This is a genomic window from Enterobacter cloacae complex sp. P29RS (assembly GCF_014893445.1).
In the GTDB taxonomy this organism is placed as follows: Bacteria; Pseudomonadota; Gammaproteobacteria; order Enterobacterales; family Enterobacteriaceae; genus Enterobacter; species Enterobacter intestinihominis.
Window position 1 is genome coordinate 112481 of record NZ_JADBPZ010000010.1, and the last position, 18619, is coordinate 131099.

Annotated in this window: 12 protein-coding genes; 1 reads left to right on the forward strand and 11 read right to left on the reverse strand. The window is 58.0% G+C overall.

The window, feature by feature from the left end; translation table 11 throughout:
• Nucleotides 1–228 precede the first annotated feature (228 nt).
• Nucleotides 229–1281 (forward strand): class I fructose-bisphosphate aldolase, encoded by a 1053-nt coding sequence (gene fbaB / locus IM282_RS09795; RefSeq protein ID WP_022648654.1) that lies wholly within the window; start codon nucleotides 229–231, stop codon nucleotides 1279–1281.
• An 88-nt stretch (nucleotides 1282–1369) separates the two neighbouring features.
• On the opposite strand, the gene yegS is transcribed toward fbaB, so the two are convergent.
• The 11 genes from yegS to yegD all read right to left on the reverse strand — a co-directional run bounded on the left by yegS (nucleotide 1370) and on the right by yegD (nucleotide 18497).
• Nucleotides 1370–2269 (reverse strand): lipid kinase YegS, encoded by a 900-nt coding sequence (gene yegS / locus IM282_RS09800; RefSeq protein ID WP_192970358.1) that lies wholly within the window; start codon nucleotides 2267–2269, stop codon nucleotides 1370–1372.
• A 170-nt stretch (nucleotides 2270–2439) separates the two neighbouring features.
• Nucleotides 2440–3045 carry a hypothetical protein gene (locus tag IM282_RS09805; RefSeq protein ID WP_023306583.1) on the reverse strand — a complete coding sequence of 202 codons (606 nt, stop codon included), beginning with the start codon at nucleotides 3043–3045 and terminating at the stop codon, nucleotides 2440–2442.
• 7 nt (nucleotides 3046–3052) lie between these two features.
• Nucleotides 3053–4018 (reverse strand): hypothetical protein, encoded by a 966-nt coding sequence (locus IM282_RS09810; RefSeq protein ID WP_023300559.1) that lies wholly within the window; start codon nucleotides 4016–4018, stop codon nucleotides 3053–3055.
• A gap of 408 nt (nucleotides 4019–4426) precedes the next feature.
• A complete protein-coding gene (gene yegQ, locus IM282_RS09815; RefSeq protein WP_038416385.1) occupies nucleotides 4427–5788 on the reverse strand; it encodes a tRNA 5-hydroxyuridine modification protein YegQ in 1362 nt (453 codons plus the stop codon).
• A 209-nt stretch (nucleotides 5789–5997) separates the two neighbouring features.
• A complete protein-coding gene (baeR, locus tag IM282_RS09820) occupies nucleotides 5998–6720 on the reverse strand; it encodes a two-component system response regulator BaeR (RefSeq protein ID WP_015572364.1) in 723 nt (240 codons plus the stop codon).
• Complete coding sequence (baeS, locus tag IM282_RS09825; RefSeq protein WP_022648650.1) at nucleotides 6717–8120, reverse strand: two-component system sensor histidine kinase BaeS; 1404 nt, start codon at nucleotides 8118–8120, stop codon at nucleotides 6717–6719. Before baeS ends, baeR begins: the two co-directional genes overlap by 4 nt.
• Nucleotides 8117–9532 (reverse strand): MFS transporter, encoded by a 1416-nt coding sequence (locus tag IM282_RS09830; RefSeq protein ID WP_032623937.1) that lies wholly within the window; start codon nucleotides 9530–9532, stop codon nucleotides 8117–8119. Before IM282_RS09830 ends, baeS begins: the two co-directional genes overlap by 4 nt.
• Nucleotides 9533–12610 carry a multidrug efflux RND transporter permease subunit MdtC gene (gene mdtC, locus IM282_RS09835; protein WP_047716290.1) on the reverse strand — a complete coding sequence of 1026 codons (3078 nt, stop codon included), beginning with the start codon at nucleotides 12608–12610 and terminating at the stop codon, nucleotides 9533–9535.
• Nucleotides 12611–15733: an MdtB/MuxB family multidrug efflux RND transporter permease subunit gene (locus IM282_RS09840; protein ID WP_023300557.1), complete on the reverse strand. Its 3123-nt coding sequence runs from the start codon at nucleotides 15731–15733 to the stop codon at nucleotides 12611–12613. It abuts the gene before it with no gap.
• On the reverse strand, nucleotides 15733–16935 hold the full coding sequence (locus IM282_RS09845; RefSeq protein WP_032623941.1) for an MdtA/MuxA family multidrug efflux RND transporter periplasmic adaptor subunit: 1203 nt from the start codon (nucleotides 16933–16935) through the stop codon (nucleotides 15733–15735). The genes IM282_RS09840 and IM282_RS09845 overlap by 1 nt, the downstream gene beginning before the upstream one ends.
• 209 nt (nucleotides 16936–17144) lie before the next feature.
• Complete coding sequence (gene yegD / locus IM282_RS09850; RefSeq protein ID WP_126490561.1) at nucleotides 17145–18497, reverse strand: molecular chaperone; 1353 nt, start codon at nucleotides 18495–18497, stop codon at nucleotides 17145–17147.
• Nucleotides 18498–18619 lie beyond the last annotated feature (122 nt).

Here is an 18619-nt window from a genome sequence, read left to right on the forward strand (position 1 = left end):
AGGTACGCATGTAACATACCATGTGATAATACCTTTTAAATACCTTTAAGGCGATTGTTTGATCAGTGTAACAAAAATGTTGTACATGAAACGAGCCAGCAGATTGTGCTTAAAAAAGTTGCAAATGGTGGAAAATAGGTTAAGTCGGTACCAGGCTTAGTCTGCCTGCAAAAACGTGGGCTTGGATCACACGCTCCGACATCATGTCGGACATACGGGAGCATCACTATGACTGATATTGCGCAGCTGCTTGGCAAAGACGCCGACAGCCTTTTACAGCATCGTTGTATGACCATTCCAGCCGACCAGCTTTATCTGCCTGGCCATGATTACGTAGACCGCGTCATGGTCGACAACAACCGTCCTCCTGCCGTACTGCGAAACATGCAGACGCTTTATAATACCGGCCGCCTGGGCGGAACCGGGTACCTCTCTATTCTGCCCGTTGACCAGGGCGTTGAACACTCTGCGGGGGCATCGTTTGCCGCGAACCCGCTCTATTTTGATCCGAAAAATATCGTCGAGCTGGCAATTGAGGCAGGCTGTAACTGCGTGGCCTCCACCTACGGCGTGCTGGCCTCCGTGTCGCGTCGCTATGCCCACCGCATTCCGTTCCTCGTTAAGCTGAACCACAACGAAACCCTGAGCTACCCAACCGAATACGACCAGACGCTCTACGCCAGCGTCGAGCAGGCGTTCAATATGGGTGCGGTGGCGGTCGGGGCAACCATCTATTTCGGTTCTGAACAGTCGCGTCGTCAGATAGAAGAGATCTCCGCGGCGTTCGAGCGCGCCCACGAGCTGGGCATGGTAACCGTGCTGTGGGCCTATCTGCGTAACGGCTCGTTCAAAAAAGACGGAGTGGATTACCACGTGTCTGCGGATCTGACCGGCCAGGCAAACCACCTTGCGGCGACCATCGGCGCGGACATCGTGAAGCAGAAAATGGCCGAGAATAACGGCGGCTATAAAGCGGTGAACTTTGGCTATACCGACGACCGCGTCTACAGCAAGCTGACCAGCGACAACCCGATCGATCTGGTGCGCTACCAGCTGGCGAACTGCTATATGGGCCGCGCCGGGCTGATTAACTCCGGCGGTGCGGCAGGCGGTGAAACCGACCTGACCGATGCGGTGCGCACGGCGGTGATTAACAAACGCGCGGGCGGCATGGGGCTGATCCTCGGCCGTAAGGCGTTCAAAAAATCTATGGCCGACGGCGTGAAGCTGATCAACGCGGTTCAGGACGTCTATCTGGACAGTAAGGTCACGATCGCTTAAGTCTTTTCCCCTCACCCTAACCCTCTCCCCAACGGGGAGAGGGGACTGTTCAGTGCATACGGGAAGAGGGCCGCCACCCGGCAACACATCAGCGCAAAAGCTGACAGTCCGGCGGCAACCGGCACTGCAACGCCCCGGGCAAAACTTCGATGCGGAATCGCTCGCCGCTGAGCGGCTCTCCGTCGAGGTTAAAGGTCATGCCGTGTGGGGCGATCACTTCAAACCACGCGGATTTCCCGTCGATGATATTGGGGCTCTCCTCTGGCTGCGTCAGCGTCGTAAACAGCGCCGGCAGCAGCCCGTCACCGGTAAAAATGCGCAGCTGTAATTGACCGTCATTAATCAGCGCTTCCGGGCAAAGCTGCTGTCCGCCGCCTGCCTGACGCCCATTGCCGATACCAATCACCAGCGCGTCGCCCTGCCAGTGGAAGTTTTCACCTTGGATTTCACAGCTGTCGGGCTTGAGGGTGTCCATGCGCATCAGGCCGTGGATCAAATATGATACGCCGCCCAGCGCCGCCTTGAGTTTTTCGGGCGTTTCGCTGGTGATGCGCGTGCCGAACCCGCCGGTCGCCATATTGATAAAGCAGGTTCTTTCATTCACCTGCGCAATATCGACGGCGGTCGCTTTCCCGAGGATAGCCAGTTGCAGTGCTTTGCCTAAATCCTCAGGTATACCGGCGCTGGTGGCAAAATCGTTGGCGGTACCGAGCGGTAAAATCCCCATCGCCGGGCGAGCTGCGTCGTTGAGGTCAATGAGCGCACCGGCGATCTCGTTGATCGTTCCGTCGCCGCCGCCGGAAATGATGGTCTGAACACCTAACCTGATGCCCTCGTCGATGTAGCGCGCCGCATCGCCTTTTTCAAACGTTACTCGCACGTGTATGCATGCTCCGTCTTCACGCAATTCGGTAATCGCCTGGCGCAGCAGATCGTTGCCTGCACTCTTGCCGTTAAGAATTAATAAACTGTCTGGATAGGTTGCCATCCGGGTTGCTCCCTTTTTTAGCTATAGAAAGAGTGTATCCCAGAGAGGGAAAAAGCGGGTAAGAACAGGATGAAAGGCAAAAAATAAGCCCGCGTAAGGGCTTTGAAATCGACTAAAGAACCCCGTAGCGCTTACAGTGCATACTACTGCCGCTCAATTGACTATTGTGGTCAACGTTTGAGGTGTGACATTGGCCTTGCCTCGATTTTGAGCTGCTTACGCCAGACCCGATTATGTAGCGTTAGCGCAATGGAGCGGTAAAAAATCGATGAATTCATCCACATAATGTTCAAAAAGAAACATCCCAGCCCCAGCAAAGAGGTTATTTGCGGTGTGTAGTTCTCAACAGGGCCGAATAAAAGCGAAATCCCCGTCCAGATGAAATAAATGATGCTCATTATGCCTGTCAGCGTAATGACGAAAATATGCAGTTTATATCCAGGTAAAGAACCTCGTGTAGTCAGAAACATCGTGCTCATCACTACCAGACAATACACAATCGCTGCAATGAATACTCCCATCATAACCTTAAATTCGGGTAAGCCGAGCCAGCGAAACAGCAACAACCAGAGGGACACTTGCAGCATGGCGTAGCAAAAAATAGCCAGTAACGTGCTCACTGCCAAAGGAATTCCTGTCATATGGACGCCCACAGGAACGCCGAACCGATCTTTTAACTGTTCTTTTAATGTTTCAAGCTGGTTGGGATCATCGGTCGCCATTTTACTTTTAACCAAAGCACTTAATGCAAGGCTATCTTTAATGTATTTCATCATGGACGGGTCAATAACTTCCTGTAAATGAAAAAGACTGAATTAAACCAAAAATGTATTTACCCGTTTGTGCAACATTCTGTGGATTTCTGATATTTCCTGAGATGGCACTTCCAACGAAGGCAGAAGAATTTGAAATGGTATTCAGCAACTCACGCTGTAAGAGCAACTGCAACGCTTCTGACGGATAACGTTTGGGATACACGCCTGCCTTCATTGCTGCTTTTACACCTGAATTCGAGATGCCGGGATTGCGGATACGAATAATCTCCTCTGTTAATCGCGTACGGTCGGCCCGGCTCATTTTTTGTAATAAGGAGAGCAAACTCTCAGACGATGAACGGTTAAGAAGGCGATATGTTAATGCAGCGCTTTTTAAACCCGCAGCAGCCCCGGCAAGAGAAATCGCATCCAGGGCTGTGTTGGTTGCTGTATACCACTCCTGGGAGTCCATCCACGCAACGTAGTCATCGTGATTCATAGCAATCAACGATAGTCGGCCAAGCCCATTTGCACATTGAATTCCAGTTGCTACACCACCGGCTAAAATCACAGCGGCTATAGCACCGGAAGACCCTGCAGTGAGAGGTATAGCCATACCGGCCCCTGCCGCAAGTACAACAGTAAGAATTGCGGCTCCGCAGGAAATTGCCGTTGAACCAATTTCAGTCGCCAGGGAAGGGGACTGAATCGTAGCCGTTGTTGCGTGAACGGGGTTAACTTGTGAGGCATTTACTTTGGTTATGACTACATGACTAACCGAGCTTTCGTTTGGTGTCGCAATCCTTCTTGATGGCCGTACTAGCCACTGACGTGTACCGTCTGAGTAGATAATCCCGGCCTGGCTAAAATTTCTGCTGCAGTCCAGTTGACCTGCAAGTGCTGTGAAATTTATATCGCCGCCAGAGGCAAGACCAAGACTGCGTGCGAGTTCGTAATCTGGAAGATCCTTTGAAAGTTGTCCTGTGAATGTCACTTCATCTCTCCGTCCGTGTGAAGCATTGATTGTTAATAAATCAAGAGTAAAGGTCCTGTTAACACTTAAAATTAGGAATGTTCCGAATAGTGTTCATCCCTCTCAAATCCATTAAAAATGTGATTAGGATCCTTTGTTCGTTCGACTTGCTTAGATGATACGCCTAATGCTGACACAAACCTTTCCCGGGTCAATGCAACGCCATATTTATCAGGGGGAAAAATTTCAGGAGTTAACAAAAAAATAAGCCCGCGTAAGGGAGATTACGCAGGCTAAGGAGGTGGTTCCTGGTACAGCTAGCATTTATGGGTTATGTTTTTCAGCGGGGGGATAATACTCGTATTGAACGAAGCGGTATGTGATCCGATTCTAAGAATTATCCCAGCGTGAAAAAATCCCGTTGATTGACTATTTGCCGTGCGGATTTCGGGTATTTTCACCTTCAAAATTGCGCATCAGCAGCGCAAACTCCAGCTCTACTTCTTCAGGAACCGGCAGCCAGACCACATGGCCGTCGCCAGGTGCGACCTCAATCGCCTCACCTTTTTTGTTTTCCAGATGCTCCAGGCGGAAGTTCATGTTGCCCTGCGGTGTCATCAGCTCCAGGCTGTCGCCTTTAGTGAATTTGTTTTTTACGGCGACGGCGGCCAGCGGGCCTTTACGCTCGCCGGTGAAGTCGCCTACAAACTGCTGGCGTTCGGAAATCGAATAGCCATGCTCGTAGTTCTGGTAGTCGTCGTGGGTATGTCGACGCAGGAAACCTTCGGTATAACCGCGATGCGCCAGGCCTTCCAGCGTTTCCAGCAGGCTGGTGTCGAACGGTTTACCGGCGGCGGCATCGTCGATGGCTTTGCGATACACCTGCGCGGTACGAGCGCAGTAGTAATAGGACTTGGTGCGGCCTTCGATTTTCAGGGAGTGCACGCCCATCTGGGTTAAACGCTCCACGTGCGCGATGGCGCGCAGATCCTTCGAGTTCATGATGTAGGTGCCGTGCTCGTCTTCGAAGGCGGTCATGTACTCACCCGGACGTTTGGCTTCTTCGATCATAAACACGCTGTCGGTAGGCGCGCCGATACCCAGCGTTGGCTCAACGTTGGTGACCGGGATCGGCTCGTGTTTATGCACGATGTTACCGATGTCATCCTCTTTGCCTTCCTGAACGTTATATTCCCAGCGGCAGGCGTTGGTGCAGGTGCCCTGGTTCGGGTCACGCTTGTTGATGTAGCCAGAGAGCAGGCAGCGGCCGGAGTAGGCCATGCACAGCGCGCCGTGGACGAAGATTTCGATTTCCATATCCGGCACCTGGGTGCGGATTTCTTCGATCTCTTCGAGAGACAGCTCGCGAGACAGAATGACGCGGGTCAGCCCCATCTGCTTCCAGAATTTCACCGTTGCCCAGTTGACGGCGTTAGCCTGCACCGAGAGGTGAATGTCCATATCAGGGAAGTTCTCCCGAACCAGCATGATTAAACCCGGGTCTGACATGATCAGTGCGTCCGGCCCCATCTCCACGACCGGCTTCAGGTCACGAATGAACGTTTTCAGCTTGGCGTTGTGCGGCGCGATGTTCACCACCACGTAGAATTTTTTGCCCAGGGCATGCGCTTCGTTGATGCCGAGCTGAAGATTCTCGTGGTTGAATTCGTTGTTACGCACGCGCAGCGAATAGCGCGGCTGGCCCGCGTAGACGGCGTCGGCACCATAGGCGAAAGCGTAACGCATATTTTGCAGCGTTCCCGCCGGGGAAAGGAGTTCCGGTTTAAACATGTTTGTTCTCGTTCTGATGACAGGTCAGATCCGCGTGCACCAGGTGCAGCGGTAAGGGGAGATCCCCCACTTTAAGGGCGGGCATTGTAGCGCTGCGGGGCGGGGAGGTAAAGCCCGGACCCCTCACCCTAACCCTCTCCCCAGGGGGGAGAGGGGACTAAAACACCCTCTCCCCCCTGGGGAGAGGGCAGGGTGAGGGGAGAATGTTGTCAGGCAATCCTGCACGCATCCGCTTCCCAGCGATACCCCACGCCGTACACCGCGCGAATAAACGACTGGTCGGCGTCGAGCGCCTCCAGCTTGCGGCGCAGGTTTTTGATGTGGCTGTCGATGGTGCGGTCGGTCACTACGCGGTAATCATCATACAGATGGTTGAGCAGCTGCTCGCGGGAAAACACTTTGCCCGGCTCGTGGGAGAGCGTTTTCAACAGGCGAAACTCTGCGGGGGTGAGATCCAAAAGTTTGCTGCGCCAGCTTGCCTGGAAGCGGCTTTCGTCGACGATCAGCGGGCTTTGCGCATCGAGCACCTGCAATTCACGCTGCGGCTTACAGCGGCGGAGGATGGTTTTCACGCGAGCGACCACCTCCCGCGGGCTGTAAGGCTTGCAGATGTAATCGTCGGCGCCGATTTCGAGCCCCAGCAGACGATCGATCTCTTCGATTTTGGCCGTCACCATCACGATGGGCACATCGGAGAAACGACGAATTTCGCGGCACAGGGTCAGGCCGTCGGTACCCGGCAGCATCAGATCCAGCAGGATCAGATCCGGCGGCGTCTGGCGCACGTAGGGCAGCACCTGGTCGCCGTGGCTGATAAGCGTTGGCGCATAGCTCGCAGCGCGCAAATAGTCGATCAGCAGTTGCCCAAGTTTAGGCTCGTCTTCCACAATCAAAATACGCGGTGTGTTGTCGTCAATCGGTAACTCGGTCATGCTTCCCTCGATAAATCCCGTTCCAGAGGTAACTCTACTGTAATGCTAACCCCGCCAAAAGGCGAATGGGCGGCGCGGATGGTGCCACCATGCGCCTCCACAATGTTTACGCAAATCGCCAGCCCAAGGCCGGAGCCCCCGCTGGCGCGGTTACGCGAACCTTCGGTGCGATAGAAGCGCTCGAACAGTTTTTCCAGCTGCGCATCCTTCACGCCAGGGGCGGAGTCCGCAAAGGTCAGGGCAAAGCGCCCGTTTTCCTGCTTGCCGGAGATATGCAACCCGCCGCCGCCGTCGGTGTAGCGGAGGCTGTTCTCCAGCAGATTATTGAACAGCTGCATCAGGCGATCTCTGTCGCCGAATACCACCGCGCTGTCAGGCAGCGAGAGGTTGATTTTCAGGTCACGGCTGGCGAAGCGTTCGCGGAACGCGCCGGTCACGACTTCAAGGATATTGATCACGTCGATTGGGGCTTTCTGGTAGGCCAGGGCGCCTTCATCGGACATGGAAAGCTGATGCAGATCGTCCACCAGTTTGGTCAGCGTACCGACTTCCGCCTGTAGCGAGGCCACGGATTCGGGGGTGAACTGCCGCAAGCCGTCCTGAATCGCCTCCAGCTCACCGCGCAGCACCGCCAGTGGGGTGCGCAGCTCGTGCGAAATGTCGGCCATAAAGTCGCGGCGCATCTGCTGGTTTTTCTCCAGCGTGCTGGCGAGCTGGTTGAAGTCCTGCGCCAGCTTGCCCAGTTCATCCTGGCTGCGGGTGTCCACGCGGGTCGAGAAATCACCCGCCGCCAGCTTATGCGTGCCTTCCACCAGGCGTTTAACCGGCGCCAGCAGGCCGCGCGCCAGCGGGAAGGTGGCGAGCGCCGCAAGCAGGGTAGAAAGCGCGACAATCAGCCAGCTGGTCTGGCGCTGCTGGCGATCAAAGTTGATGTCGGTGTTGCGCGTCAGCCGCTCGACCGGCGAGGCAATAACCCAGCCCACCGTGGCGCCGTTCGAGGTAATGGCGCGCTTTGTACCGTCCGGCGGTACCGGCGAGCGCGGGCCAACGAGCACGCGCATCTCCTGATCGATCACCCAGAACTGGGTGCGCCAGCCGTGCGGCGGCATGCCCGGCCCCGGGCGGTCGTCGTCATTATCGTGCTCCAGCGAGCGCAGAATTTGAAATATAAAACGATCGTTATTGCGCAGAAAACGCCAGTTACCGTGCAGGCTATACTGTTCCCCCAGCGCGTCGCTTAAGCCCTGTAAGCGCTGTTCGTTACCGTGCTTGATGTAGTCAATAAAGCCGCGCTCAAAGCTGACCCGCACCGCCCAGTGCATGGTAATCAGCAGGACGATACAGGTGGCGAAAATCGCCACAAAAAGCTTACCGGTGATCCCCGGACGCCAGAATTTCATGGTGCACTCCTTTTGCCGCGTCGGATCACAACGTTTTTGGTCGTGTCATTCGGTACTCTGGCAAAGATAAAAGCGGGCAGGGCGATAATTACCGCCATGCTGAGGTAGGTGTATAAAAAGACCTGATGCGCGACGGGGGTGTCGGCGCTGAGATGGTGCTGACCGTACATGCCGAGCAGCAATCCGGCGACCGTGACCCCCACGCTCATAGAGAGCTGCATGATCATCGACAGCAGGCTGTTACCACTGCTCGCCAGTTCGTCCGGCAGATCTTTCAGCGTCAGGGTGTTCATCGACGAGAAGCGCATGGAGTTGATGATCCCCTGGCAGAACAGCACCAGTGGCAGGATGTAGTACCAGCCCAGCAGCGCCACGGTCATAAACAGCAGACTAACCAGCGCCAGCCCGAGCGTGGCGGCCACCAGCACCCGGCGATAGCCAAAGCGGTTTACCACCTGCACCACAATACGCTTCATCCCCATGCTGCCGAGCACCATCGGGATCATCATCAGCCCGGCATGGAACGGCGAGAAGCCCATCCCAATCTGTAAAAATACCGGCGTCATAAACGGCAACATGCCGCTGCCGATGCGTCCGGCAAAGCTGCCGAACAGACCAAGACGGTAGGTGGGATTCTTGAACAGGTTCAGGCTAAACAGCGCGTTAGCGTTGCCTCTGGCATGCCACAGATACCAGAGAATGGCGGTGACACCCAGCGCTACCAGCAGGGCGAGCGACAGGGAGGAGATCCCCAGCCCTTTTTGCCCGTCGAGCGCCAGGGTGAGCGTCGCCATGCCAGCTGCCAGCAGGATGAAGCCAAAGAAATCAAAGCGCCGGGTCTGCATTTTATAGTTCGGCATCAGCGTCAGGGTAGCAATCGCGCCGATAATACCGACCGGCAGGTTGATCAGGAAGATCCAGTGCCAGGAGGCATACTCCACCAGAATACCGCCCAGCGCCGGGCCCAGCAGCGGGCCGACCTGACCGGGCAGGGTGACGAAGGTCATCGCCGCCATATACTGCGCGCGCGGAACAATTTTCATCACCGTTAACCGCCCGACGGGCACCATCATCGCACCGCCGACGCCCTGTAGCACGCGCGCCATCACCAGCTGGTCGAGGGTATTGGCCTGGGCGCAAAACAGCGACCCGGTGGTAAACAGCACAATGGCGGTGAAGAAGATGTTCCGTACGCCCACTTTATCCGCCAGCCAGCCGCTGGCGGGCAGCATCACGGCGACCGTCAGCACGTAGGCGACAATCACCATATGCATGTGCAGCGGGCTCTCCCCCAGGCTTTTCGCCATTGAGGGGAGGGCTGTGTTCACGATGGTCGTGTCCAGCGACTGCATAAAGAAGCCGAACGCGACGATCCACAATTGCCAGCGAACGTTACTGGGTAGGTCGGTCATTTACTCGGTCACCGTGGTTCTCTTTTTTCGCGAAAAACGCAGCCGCAGGCGGTCAAAGAACAGATAGACTACCGGCGTGGTGTAGAGCGTCAGCAACTGGCTCATCACCAGGCCGCCAACGATCGTGATCCCCAACGGCTGGCGCAGTTCAGAGCCGTCACCGCCGGATATGACCAGCGGCAGTGCGCCGAACAGCGCGGCCAGCGTAGTCATCATGATCGGGCGAAAACGCAGCAGACAGGCCTGGAATATCGCCTCGTCCGGCGTCAGGTTGCCGTTGCGCTGGGCGTCCAGGGCAAAGTCAACCATCATTATCGCGTTTTTCTTCACAATACCTATTAATAGCATGATCCCAATGAGCGCGATGAGGCTGAATGGAGCACCGAACAGCTCCAGCGCCAGCAGCGCCCCCACGCCCGCAGAGGGAAGCGTGGAGAGAATGGTCAACGGATGCACGTAGCTTTCGTACAGCACGCCCAGCACGATGTACACCGTGGCAATGGCCGCCAGGATCAAAATGACCTGCGAGTTCATGGTGTCCTGGAACACCTGCGCCGTACCGGCAAAGCTGCCGCGCACGGAGGAGGGCACCCCAAGCTGGGTCATGGCGCGGTTAATGGCATCGCTGGCCTCAGACAGCGACGAGCCGGTTGGCAGGTTAAACGACACGGTCGAGGCGGCGGAAAGCCCCTGGTGGTTCACCGACAGCGGCGCGTTCGACGGCTGCCAGCTGGCGAAGTACGACAGCGGGATCGCCTTGCCGTCATTATTGATCACAAACATCTTGTCCAGCGCGCTGATGTCCTGGGTGTAGCGCGGATCAACTTCCATCACCACCTTGTACTGGTTCATCGGCTGGTAGATGGTGGAGACTTCACGCTGCCCGAAGGCGTTGTTAAGCAGGCTGTTGGCCGCTTCAACGTTAATGCCCAGGCGGGACATGGTTTCGCGATCGTAGGTGAGCGCCATCTCCGCGCCGTTATTCTGGCTGTCGGAGTTCACGTCCGCCAGCTGCGGCAGCGCGGCCAGCGCTTTACGGATCTTAGGCTCCCACTCGCGCAGGGCAGCTAAGTCATCTGAGAGCAGGGTGTACTGATAGCTGGCGTTAGCCTGTCGTCCGCCGACGCGGATATCCTGAACGGCCATCAAAAACAGATTTGCCCCCGGCTCTTTGGCGAGTTTCAGCCGCAGGCGGTCAATGATCTGCTGCGCCGTTTCGTGACGTTCACCGCGCGGCTTAAGGGTAATAAACATCATCCCGCTGTTCACGCGCGAGCCGCCGGTAAAGCCGGTGACGTTATCCACGGCCGGATCTTCCCGGATGATTTTCATAAAGTCTTGCAGTTTGCCCCGCATCGCCTGGAACGAAATGCTCTGGTCCGCCTGAATACCGCCCATCAGCACGCCGGTATCCTGCTCCGGGAAGAAGGTTTTCGGGATGGTGATATACATCCAGACGTTGAGGACAATGGTGCCGATCAGCACCAGCCCGACAAGACGCGTGTGGTTCAGCACCCATTTCAGCGATTTGCCGTAGCCGGACTGCATCGCCATCAGGACGCGGCCAAAGCCTTTCCGGCGCGGCTGTGAGTGTGGTTGGCTGCGCTTTAGCATCCAGCCGCACATCATCGGCGTTAGCGTCAGCGAAATCACCAGTGAGATACCAATGGCGACGGAGAGCGTGACGGCAAATTCGCGCAGCAGTCGCCCCGGCAGGCCGCCCATCAGCAGCAGCGGCAGGAACACCGCCACCAGCGACAGGCTCATGGACAGGACCGTGAAGCCCACTTCGCGCGTCCCCTGAAGCGCCGCCTGGAGCGGCTTCATGCCCGCTTCCAGATGACGCGAGATATTCTCCAGCACCACGATGGCATCATCCACCACAAACCCGGTGGCAATCGTCAGCGCCATCAGCGACAGGTTGTTAAGGCTAAACCCGCACAGGTACATGGCGGCAAAGGTGCCTATCAGCGATACCGGGACCGCCACCGCCGGGATCAGCGTGGCGCGCCCCGAGCGCAGGAACAGGAACACCACCAGAATTACCAGCGCGACGGAGATGATCAGCGTTTGCTCTACCTCTTCAAGCGAGGCGCGGATGGTGGGGGAGCGGTCCTGCGCAATCTGGAGATCGATGGCCGCCGGAATGGTTTCCTGAAGCTCCGGCAGCCGCGCGCGGATGCTGTTCACCGTCTGAATGATGTTGGCTTCCGGCAGCTTGCGGATCATCAGCAAAATCGCCGGTTTGGCATTGGTCATCCCGGCGTTACGCACGTCCTGCACCGAATCGGTGACGCTGGCGACGTCGCTCAGGCGCACCGCCGCGCCGTTATTGTAGTGAATAATCAACGGCTGATACTCGGCGGCGGTTTTCAGCTCGTCGTTGGTCTGGATCTGCCAGCGGTGGCTGCTGTCCTCAATCGCACCCTGCGGCTTACGCACGTTGGCGTTGCTGATAGCGGATCGCACGTCGTCAAGCGACACGCCCTGATTAAACAGCGCCTGCGGATTCAGCCCCACGCGCACGGCGGGCAAGGAGCTGCCGCCGACGTCCACGTCGCCCACGCCGTCAATCTGGGCGATGGTTTGCGCCAGCTGGGTGGAGGCAAAATCGTACAGCTCGCCCTGGGAGTAGGTCTCTGACGTAAGCGTCAGGATCATGATCGGCGCATCGGACGGGTTGGCCTTGCGGTAGGTTGGACGGCTCGGCATGCCGCTCGGCAGCAGGCTTTGGGCGGCGTTAATCGCAGCCTGCACGTCCCGCGCCGCACCGTTGATATCCCGGTCGAAGTTAAATTCCAGAATGATGCGCGTGCTGCCCAGCGAACTGCTGGAGGTCATCTCGTTAACCCCGGCAATCCGCCCAAGCGATCGCTCAAGCGGCGTCGCCACCGATGAGGCCATGGTTTCCGGCGATGCGCCCGGCAGCGAGGCGCTGACCATGATCACCGGGAAATCGACCTGCGGCAGCGGGGCCACCGGCAGCAGCCGGAAGCCGAGCACGCCGCACAGGGTGATAGCGACGGAGAGTAAAATCGTCGCCACCGGACGGTAAATGAAGAGGGCGAAAAACTTCACTTACGCCTCCTCTTCACGTTTCGGGAAGCGGCTTTTTGTCCACAGGGCCAAACGGTCAAACAGCAGGTAGATAACCGGCGTGGTAAACAGCGTCAGCACCTGGCTCACGAGCAGACCGCCGACCATGCCGATGCCCAGCGGACGGCGCAGTTCGGCCCCCACGCCGGTGCTTAGCATCAGCGGCAGGGCGCCCAACAGGGCGGCGAGGGTGGTCATCAGGATCGGGCGAAAACGCAGCAGGCAGGCCTGGTAAATGGCCTCGCGCGGCGCCATACCCTGCTCGCGCTCGGCGGCCAACGCAAAGTCGATCATCATGATGGCGTTTTTCTTCACGATGCCGATAAGCAGGATGATGCCAATTATCGCAATCACGTCCAGTTCGCTCCCCGCCAGCATCAGCGCCAGCAGCGCCCCCACGCCCGCCGTCGGCAGGGTGGAGAGGATGGTGATCGGGTGGATGAAACTCTCATACAGCACGCCAAGCACGATATACATCGCCACCACCGCCGCGACAATCAGCCAGACGGTGCTGCCCAGCGCGGCCTGGAACGCCAGCGTACTGCCCTGGAACTGGGTCTGAATATCGGACGGGAAGCTGAGTTCTTTCTCCGCGCCCAGAATGGCCTCCACCGCTTCGCCCAGCGAATACCCATCCGGCACGTTGAACGAAATGGTGGTGGACGGGAACTGATCGAGATGGTTAATCGACAGCGGGGTGTGGCGCTCTTCCACGCTGGCAATGGCGCTGAGCGGCACAATCCCGCCGTCTTTGCTGGTCAGGCGTATCGAGTCCAGCGCGGCAAGCCCGGGCGTGTTCTCGGTGTTATGTTCCAGCACCACGCGATACTGGTTGGCCTGGGTGTAAATGGTGGAGATCAGTCGCTGACCAAAGGCGTTATACAGGGCGTTATCCACGTCGGACATGGTAATGCCCAGACGGCTGGCAGTGTCGCGGTTGACGTTCACGTACGCCGCCAGCCCTTTATCCTGCCAGTCGCTGCTGACGTCAGAAACCTGCGGCAGTGCTTTCAGCTTATCCACCAGCTGCGGCACCCAGGTGCTGAGTGCATCAAGCGAGGTGGCCTGGAGCGTAAACTGGTACTGCGTGCGGCTCACCTGCGTATCAATGGTTAAATCCTGGATCGGTTGCAGATACAGCTCAATGCCCGGCACGCGCGCCACCGCGCTTTGCAGGCGCTCAATTACCGCGTTGACGCGATCGTCGCGGTCATCAAGCGGTTTAAGGTTAATTTGCAGGCGCGCGCTGTTGAGCGACGGGTTGGTGCCATCCACGCCCACGTAGGCAGTCAGGCTTTCCACCGCCGGATCTTTCATGATGATCTCAGACACCTGCTGCTGGCGCTGCGCCATGTTGGCGAAGGAGACCGTCTGCGGCGCCTGAAGCGTGCCCTGAATAATGCCGTTGTCCTGAATCGGGAAGAAGCCTTTCGGAATGAAAATCCACAGCATCACGCTGAGCGCCAGGGTGCCGAGCGCCACGCCGAGCGTCGCCCAGGGATGGTTCAGGACTTTCGCCAGCACGCGGCCGTAGGCGGCGATAATGCGCTCGAACATCCGCTCGGAGGCGCGCGAGAAGCGGTTTTGCTTGCGCAAAGATTCGTGGCTCAGCATGCGGGCGCACATCATCGGCGTTAGCGTCAGCGACACCACGGCAGAGATCAGAATGGCGACCGCCAGCGTCACGGCAAACTCGCGGAACAGCCGCCCGACGATATCGCCCATAAACAGTAGCGGGATCAGCACCGCAATCAGCGAGAAGGTGAGCGAGATGATGGTAAAGCCAATTTCTCCTGCGCCCTTCAGCGCGGCGGCTAAGGGCTTTTCACCTTTTTCGATATAGCGCGAGATGTTCTCGATGACCACGATGGCATCGTCCACCACGAACCCGGTGGCGATGGTGAGCGCCATCAGCGTCAGGTTATTAATCGAAAAGTCGAGGAACACCATCACCGCAAACGTCCCGACCAGCGAGAGCGGCACGGCGACGGCGGGAATGATGGTTGCCGGAACGTTGCGCAGGAACAGGTAGATGATCATCACCACCAGCGCAATCGCCAGCATCAGCTCGAACTGGGTGTCTGACACCGAGGCGCGAATATTCGTGGTGCGGTCAGAAAGCACTTTCACGCTCACCGATTTTGGCAGGCTTTCCACCAGCTGCGGCAGCATGGTGCGAATGCTGTCGGCGGTATCAATAATGTTCGCGCCCGGCTGGCGCTGAACGTTCATGACAATCGCCTGCTGCTTATTGGCCCACGCCCCGAGCCAGCTGTTTTCCGCGCCTTGTTCGACGGTTGCCACATCGCCGAGGCGGATCGGCGCGCCGTTTTGATAGGCCACAATCAGCTGACGGTACTCATCGGCGGACTGCATCTGGTCGTTGGCGGAGAGCGTAACCGCACGGGTTGGGCCGTCCAGCGAGCCCTTCGCTGAGTTAACGTTGGCGCTGCTGATGGCGGTGCGAATGGTTTCGCTGGTTAACCCCAGCGCGGCAATGGCCTGGGCATTGAGCTTAACGCGCACAGCGGGGCGTTGACCGCCCGCCAGCGTCACCAGTCCCACGCCGGTCACCTGCGAAATCTTCTGCGCCACGCGGGTTTCAACCATGTCTTCCACCTGCGTCATCGGCATGGCCGAGGAGGTGACGGCAAGGGTCATGATCGGCGGGTCTGCCGGGTTGACCTTGCTGTAAACCGGTGGATTCGGCAGGTCAGACGGCAGCAGGTTAGTGGCGGCGTTAATCGCGGCCTGCACCTCCTGCTCGGCGACGTCCAGCGACAGCGTGAGCTGGAACTGAAGCGTGACGACCGAGGCGCCGCCTGAGCTCTGGGAGGACATCTGCTTCAGGCCAGACATCTGGCCAAACTGACGCTCCAGCGGGGCGGTGATGGCGGACGTCACCACATCCGGACTGGCGCCCGGATAGAGGGTGACAACCTGAATGGTCGGGTAGTCCACTTCCGGCAGCGCCGACACGGGCAGAAAACGGTAGCCAATGATCCCGGCCAGCAGGATCGCCACCATCAACAGGGTCGTCGCAACCGGACGTAAGATAAACAGGCGTGATGGCCCACCTGTAGAGCTCGGCGGCATCACCTGCATCAGGCTTTTGCTCCTGTATTCTGCGCTTCCACCACCTCGACCTGCGCCCCTTCGGTCAGACGGTCAATACCGTCGGTCACGACGCGGTCGCCAGCGGACAGCCCGGCACTGATCACCACCGTCTGACTGTCCTGGATCCCGGTTTTCACCAGATGTTTGCTGACCTTGTTTTCGCTGTTCAGCACCCAGACAAAGTTGCCTTCACTGCCCATTTGCAGGGCCGCCGTCGGGATCACCACGGCGTTTTCTTCGGTCGCGACCAGCATTCGCGCATTGACGAACTGATTCGGGAACAGGGCATCGTCCTGATTGTTGAAGCGTGCTTTAAGCTTGATGGTGCCGGTGGTGGTATCGATCTGGTTATCCAGGCTCAACAGCGAACCTTCGCTCAGCTTCTGCTTGTTGGTGCGATCCCAGGCTTCAACCACCAGCGCTTTTCCGGCCTTCTGCGCCTGTATCACCGTCGCAATGTCGCTTTCCGGCAGGGTAAAGACGAGATCGATAGGGTGCGTTTGGGTGATCACCACGATGCCCGTGGTATCGCCGCTGGAGATTTGGTTGCCGATATCAACCTGTTTCAGGCCCACGCGGCCGTCAATCGGCGCGGTGATCCGGCTCCAGTCGAGCTGGAGCTGGGCGCTGGCGACCGCGGCTTCGTCGGCCTTGATGGTGCCCTGAGATTCACTGACCAGAGACTGCTGGGTATCCAGCTCCTGGCGCGACACGAGGTTGGTTTTTACCAGCTGCTGATAGCGGGCTAAATCGCGGCGGGCATTGGCGAGGGTGGCTTTGTCTTTCGCGAGCTGCCCCTGCGCCTGCGCCAGAGCCACCTTAAACTGGCTTGGGTCGATTTCCGCCAGCAGATCGCCGGCTTTCACCTGCTGGCCTTCCTGGAAGTGGATGGCCATCAGCTGACCGTCCACGCGGCTACGTACCGTCACGGTGTTGGCGGCGGTGATGGTTCCCAGCCCGGAGAGATAACGAGGCACCGCTTTATTCACCGCCGTTGCCGCCTGCACCGGTGCCAGCGCCGCGCCGCGCATACCGTGGCGCCCGCCGCCCGTTGGACGTTGTGAGGGGCTATTGGCGCCAGCAGGTGCCGTGGAGTTCGCGGACTGGCTGTGCCAGTACCAGGCGGCGGCCAGGACCACCACAATCAGACCAACGGCGATTGCCCAGCGGGATTTGTTACTGCCTTTCATCGTTATACGTTCTCGTCCTGAAACACTTTCGGGGAATGATACTAGTTTAGTCAGGTAACACAGCGGAAAAATGGAGGAAATATGGAAGACTGTCAGGAATGGTCTGAGTGTGGTGCGTTGTTTCGCCGGGTGGCGGCTTCGCCTTACCCGGCCTACAAGATCCTTGAACCGTAGGCCGGGTAAGCGCAGCGCCACCCGGCACAACCCCATTAGCTAAACACCACCTGCGCCCAGCGGGCCAGTCCTGCCGTAACGGAGCCAAAGTCATCGCCGCCGGCAATCGGGATCCCCGGCAGCTGTTCCGCCAGCGCTTTCTTGATCAGCGGTGAACGGGCGCTACCGCCGGTCAGGTAAATCACGTCCGGTTTCTCTTTGCCATTCTCAAGCGCCAGCTGCACCTGCTCCAGAATACGCTGTAGCGGCTGAGCCAGCGCCATTTCCAGCCCTTCCTGGGTGATAGCCGTAGCCAGATCGTCACTGATAAACGGCAGCGTAACCGCATGCTCAGGACGATCGGAAAGGGCGATTTTGCTCTCTTCGGCGGTGCGCACCACCCGGTAGCTCAGACGCTGACGCCACACCTTATACAGCAGCGCGACCTTCTCTGCATCCTGCGCATCACGCACCAGATCGTTAAGGAAACGCCCATTCGCGGTGCTGTAAAAATCACTCTGGGCAGGGACGTCGTTGATGGCAATCGCATTCCACCATGGCAGGATCGGCAGGGCGATGCCTTTATCGGTTTGACCGCCCATGCCGAGCAGCGGCATCAGGCTCTTGAATGCCAGGGCGATATCCAGATCGTTACCGCCCACGCGGCAGCCGCTGTGTCCCAGCAGGCTGTTTTCACGATCGCGACGATGATGCCACTGCGGACCCATCAGCAGTAATGAACAGTCCGTCGTACCACCGCCGATGTCCACCACCAGCACCCGTTTCTCTTCCGTCAGCGTGGCTTCAAAATCCAGTCCCGCCGCAACCGGCTCATACTGGAACACCACGTCACGGAAGCCAGCCCGGTGCGCTGCACGCTCAAGGATCCCCTGCGCCTGCTGGTTGGCTTCGTCGCCGCCCAGCCCCTGGAAGTTGATCGGACGGCCAATCACCGCCTGGGTGATGGCATCCGGCACCTGGGATTGCGCCTGATTGCGGATGTGCAGCATCATCGCGCAGACCAGATCTTCAAACATCGCCACCTGCTGTGGCTTCAGGCCGCTGGCGCCGAGGAAGGATTTCGGCGATTTAACGAAGTAGACCTCTTCCGGGTCTTCAATGTACTGCCCGAGGGAAGAGAGGCCGAACTGCACGCTGGAAGGGGTAACGTCGATATCTTCCTCGCGGTTAAAGCTGACCGCACGGCGCAGCAGCGCCTGGGTTTCCGCCGCCGTGGCCGGAACCTGATGATGGCGGAACAGCCACTCGCTCACCGCTTCACGCGTGGGCGCACAGAGCATTGACGGCAACAGCGTACTGCCGTTTTCCATTTTCAGGAGCTGCGGTTGTCCGTTTTGCATTATCGCAACCGAGCAGTTTGCGGTGCCGTAGTCGAATCCAATAAACACAATAAATCCCCATGCCGGTGAGAAGGGGCGAGACTTTAGCGAAATGTCTGCCAGGCGACAACAGGAATATGAAAGCAAGGCGCAACGCGATCTTTCGGTTTATGCTGAGGTAAATACAAAAG

Excerpts from the sequence above, each read along its gene's own strand:
- fbaB (WP_022648654.1), top strand. The coding sequence starts at position 229 with ATGACTGATATTGCGCAGCTGCTTGGCAAAGACGCCGACAGCCTTTTA.
- yegS (WP_192970358.1), bottom strand. The coding sequence starts at position 2,269 with ATGGCAACCTATCCAGACAGTTTATTAATTCTTAACGGCAAGAGTGCA.
- IM282_RS09805 (WP_023306583.1), bottom strand. The coding sequence starts at position 3,045 with ATGATGAAATACATTAAAGATAGCCTTGCATTAAGTGCTTTGGTTAAA.
- yegQ (WP_038416385.1), bottom strand. The coding sequence starts at position 5,788 with ATGTTTAAACCGGAACTCCTTTCCCCGGCGGGAACGCTGCAAAATATG.
- baeR (WP_015572364.1), bottom strand. The coding sequence starts at position 6,720 with ATGACCGAGTTACCGATTGACGACAACACACCGCGTATTTTGATTGTG.
- baeS (WP_022648650.1), bottom strand. The coding sequence starts at position 8,120 with ATGAAATTCTGGCGTCCGGGGATCACCGGTAAGCTTTTTGTGGCGATT.
- IM282_RS09830 (WP_032623937.1), bottom strand. The coding sequence starts at position 9,532 with ATGACCGACCTACCCAGTAACGTTCGCTGGCAATTGTGGATCGTCGCG.
- IM282_RS09840 (WP_023300557.1), bottom strand. The coding sequence starts at position 15,733 with ATGCAGGTGATGCCGCCGAGCTCTACAGGTGGGCCATCACGCCTGTTT.
- IM282_RS09845 (WP_032623941.1), bottom strand. The coding sequence starts at position 16,935 with ATGAAAGGCAGTAACAAATCCCGCTGGGCAATCGCCGTTGGTCTGATT.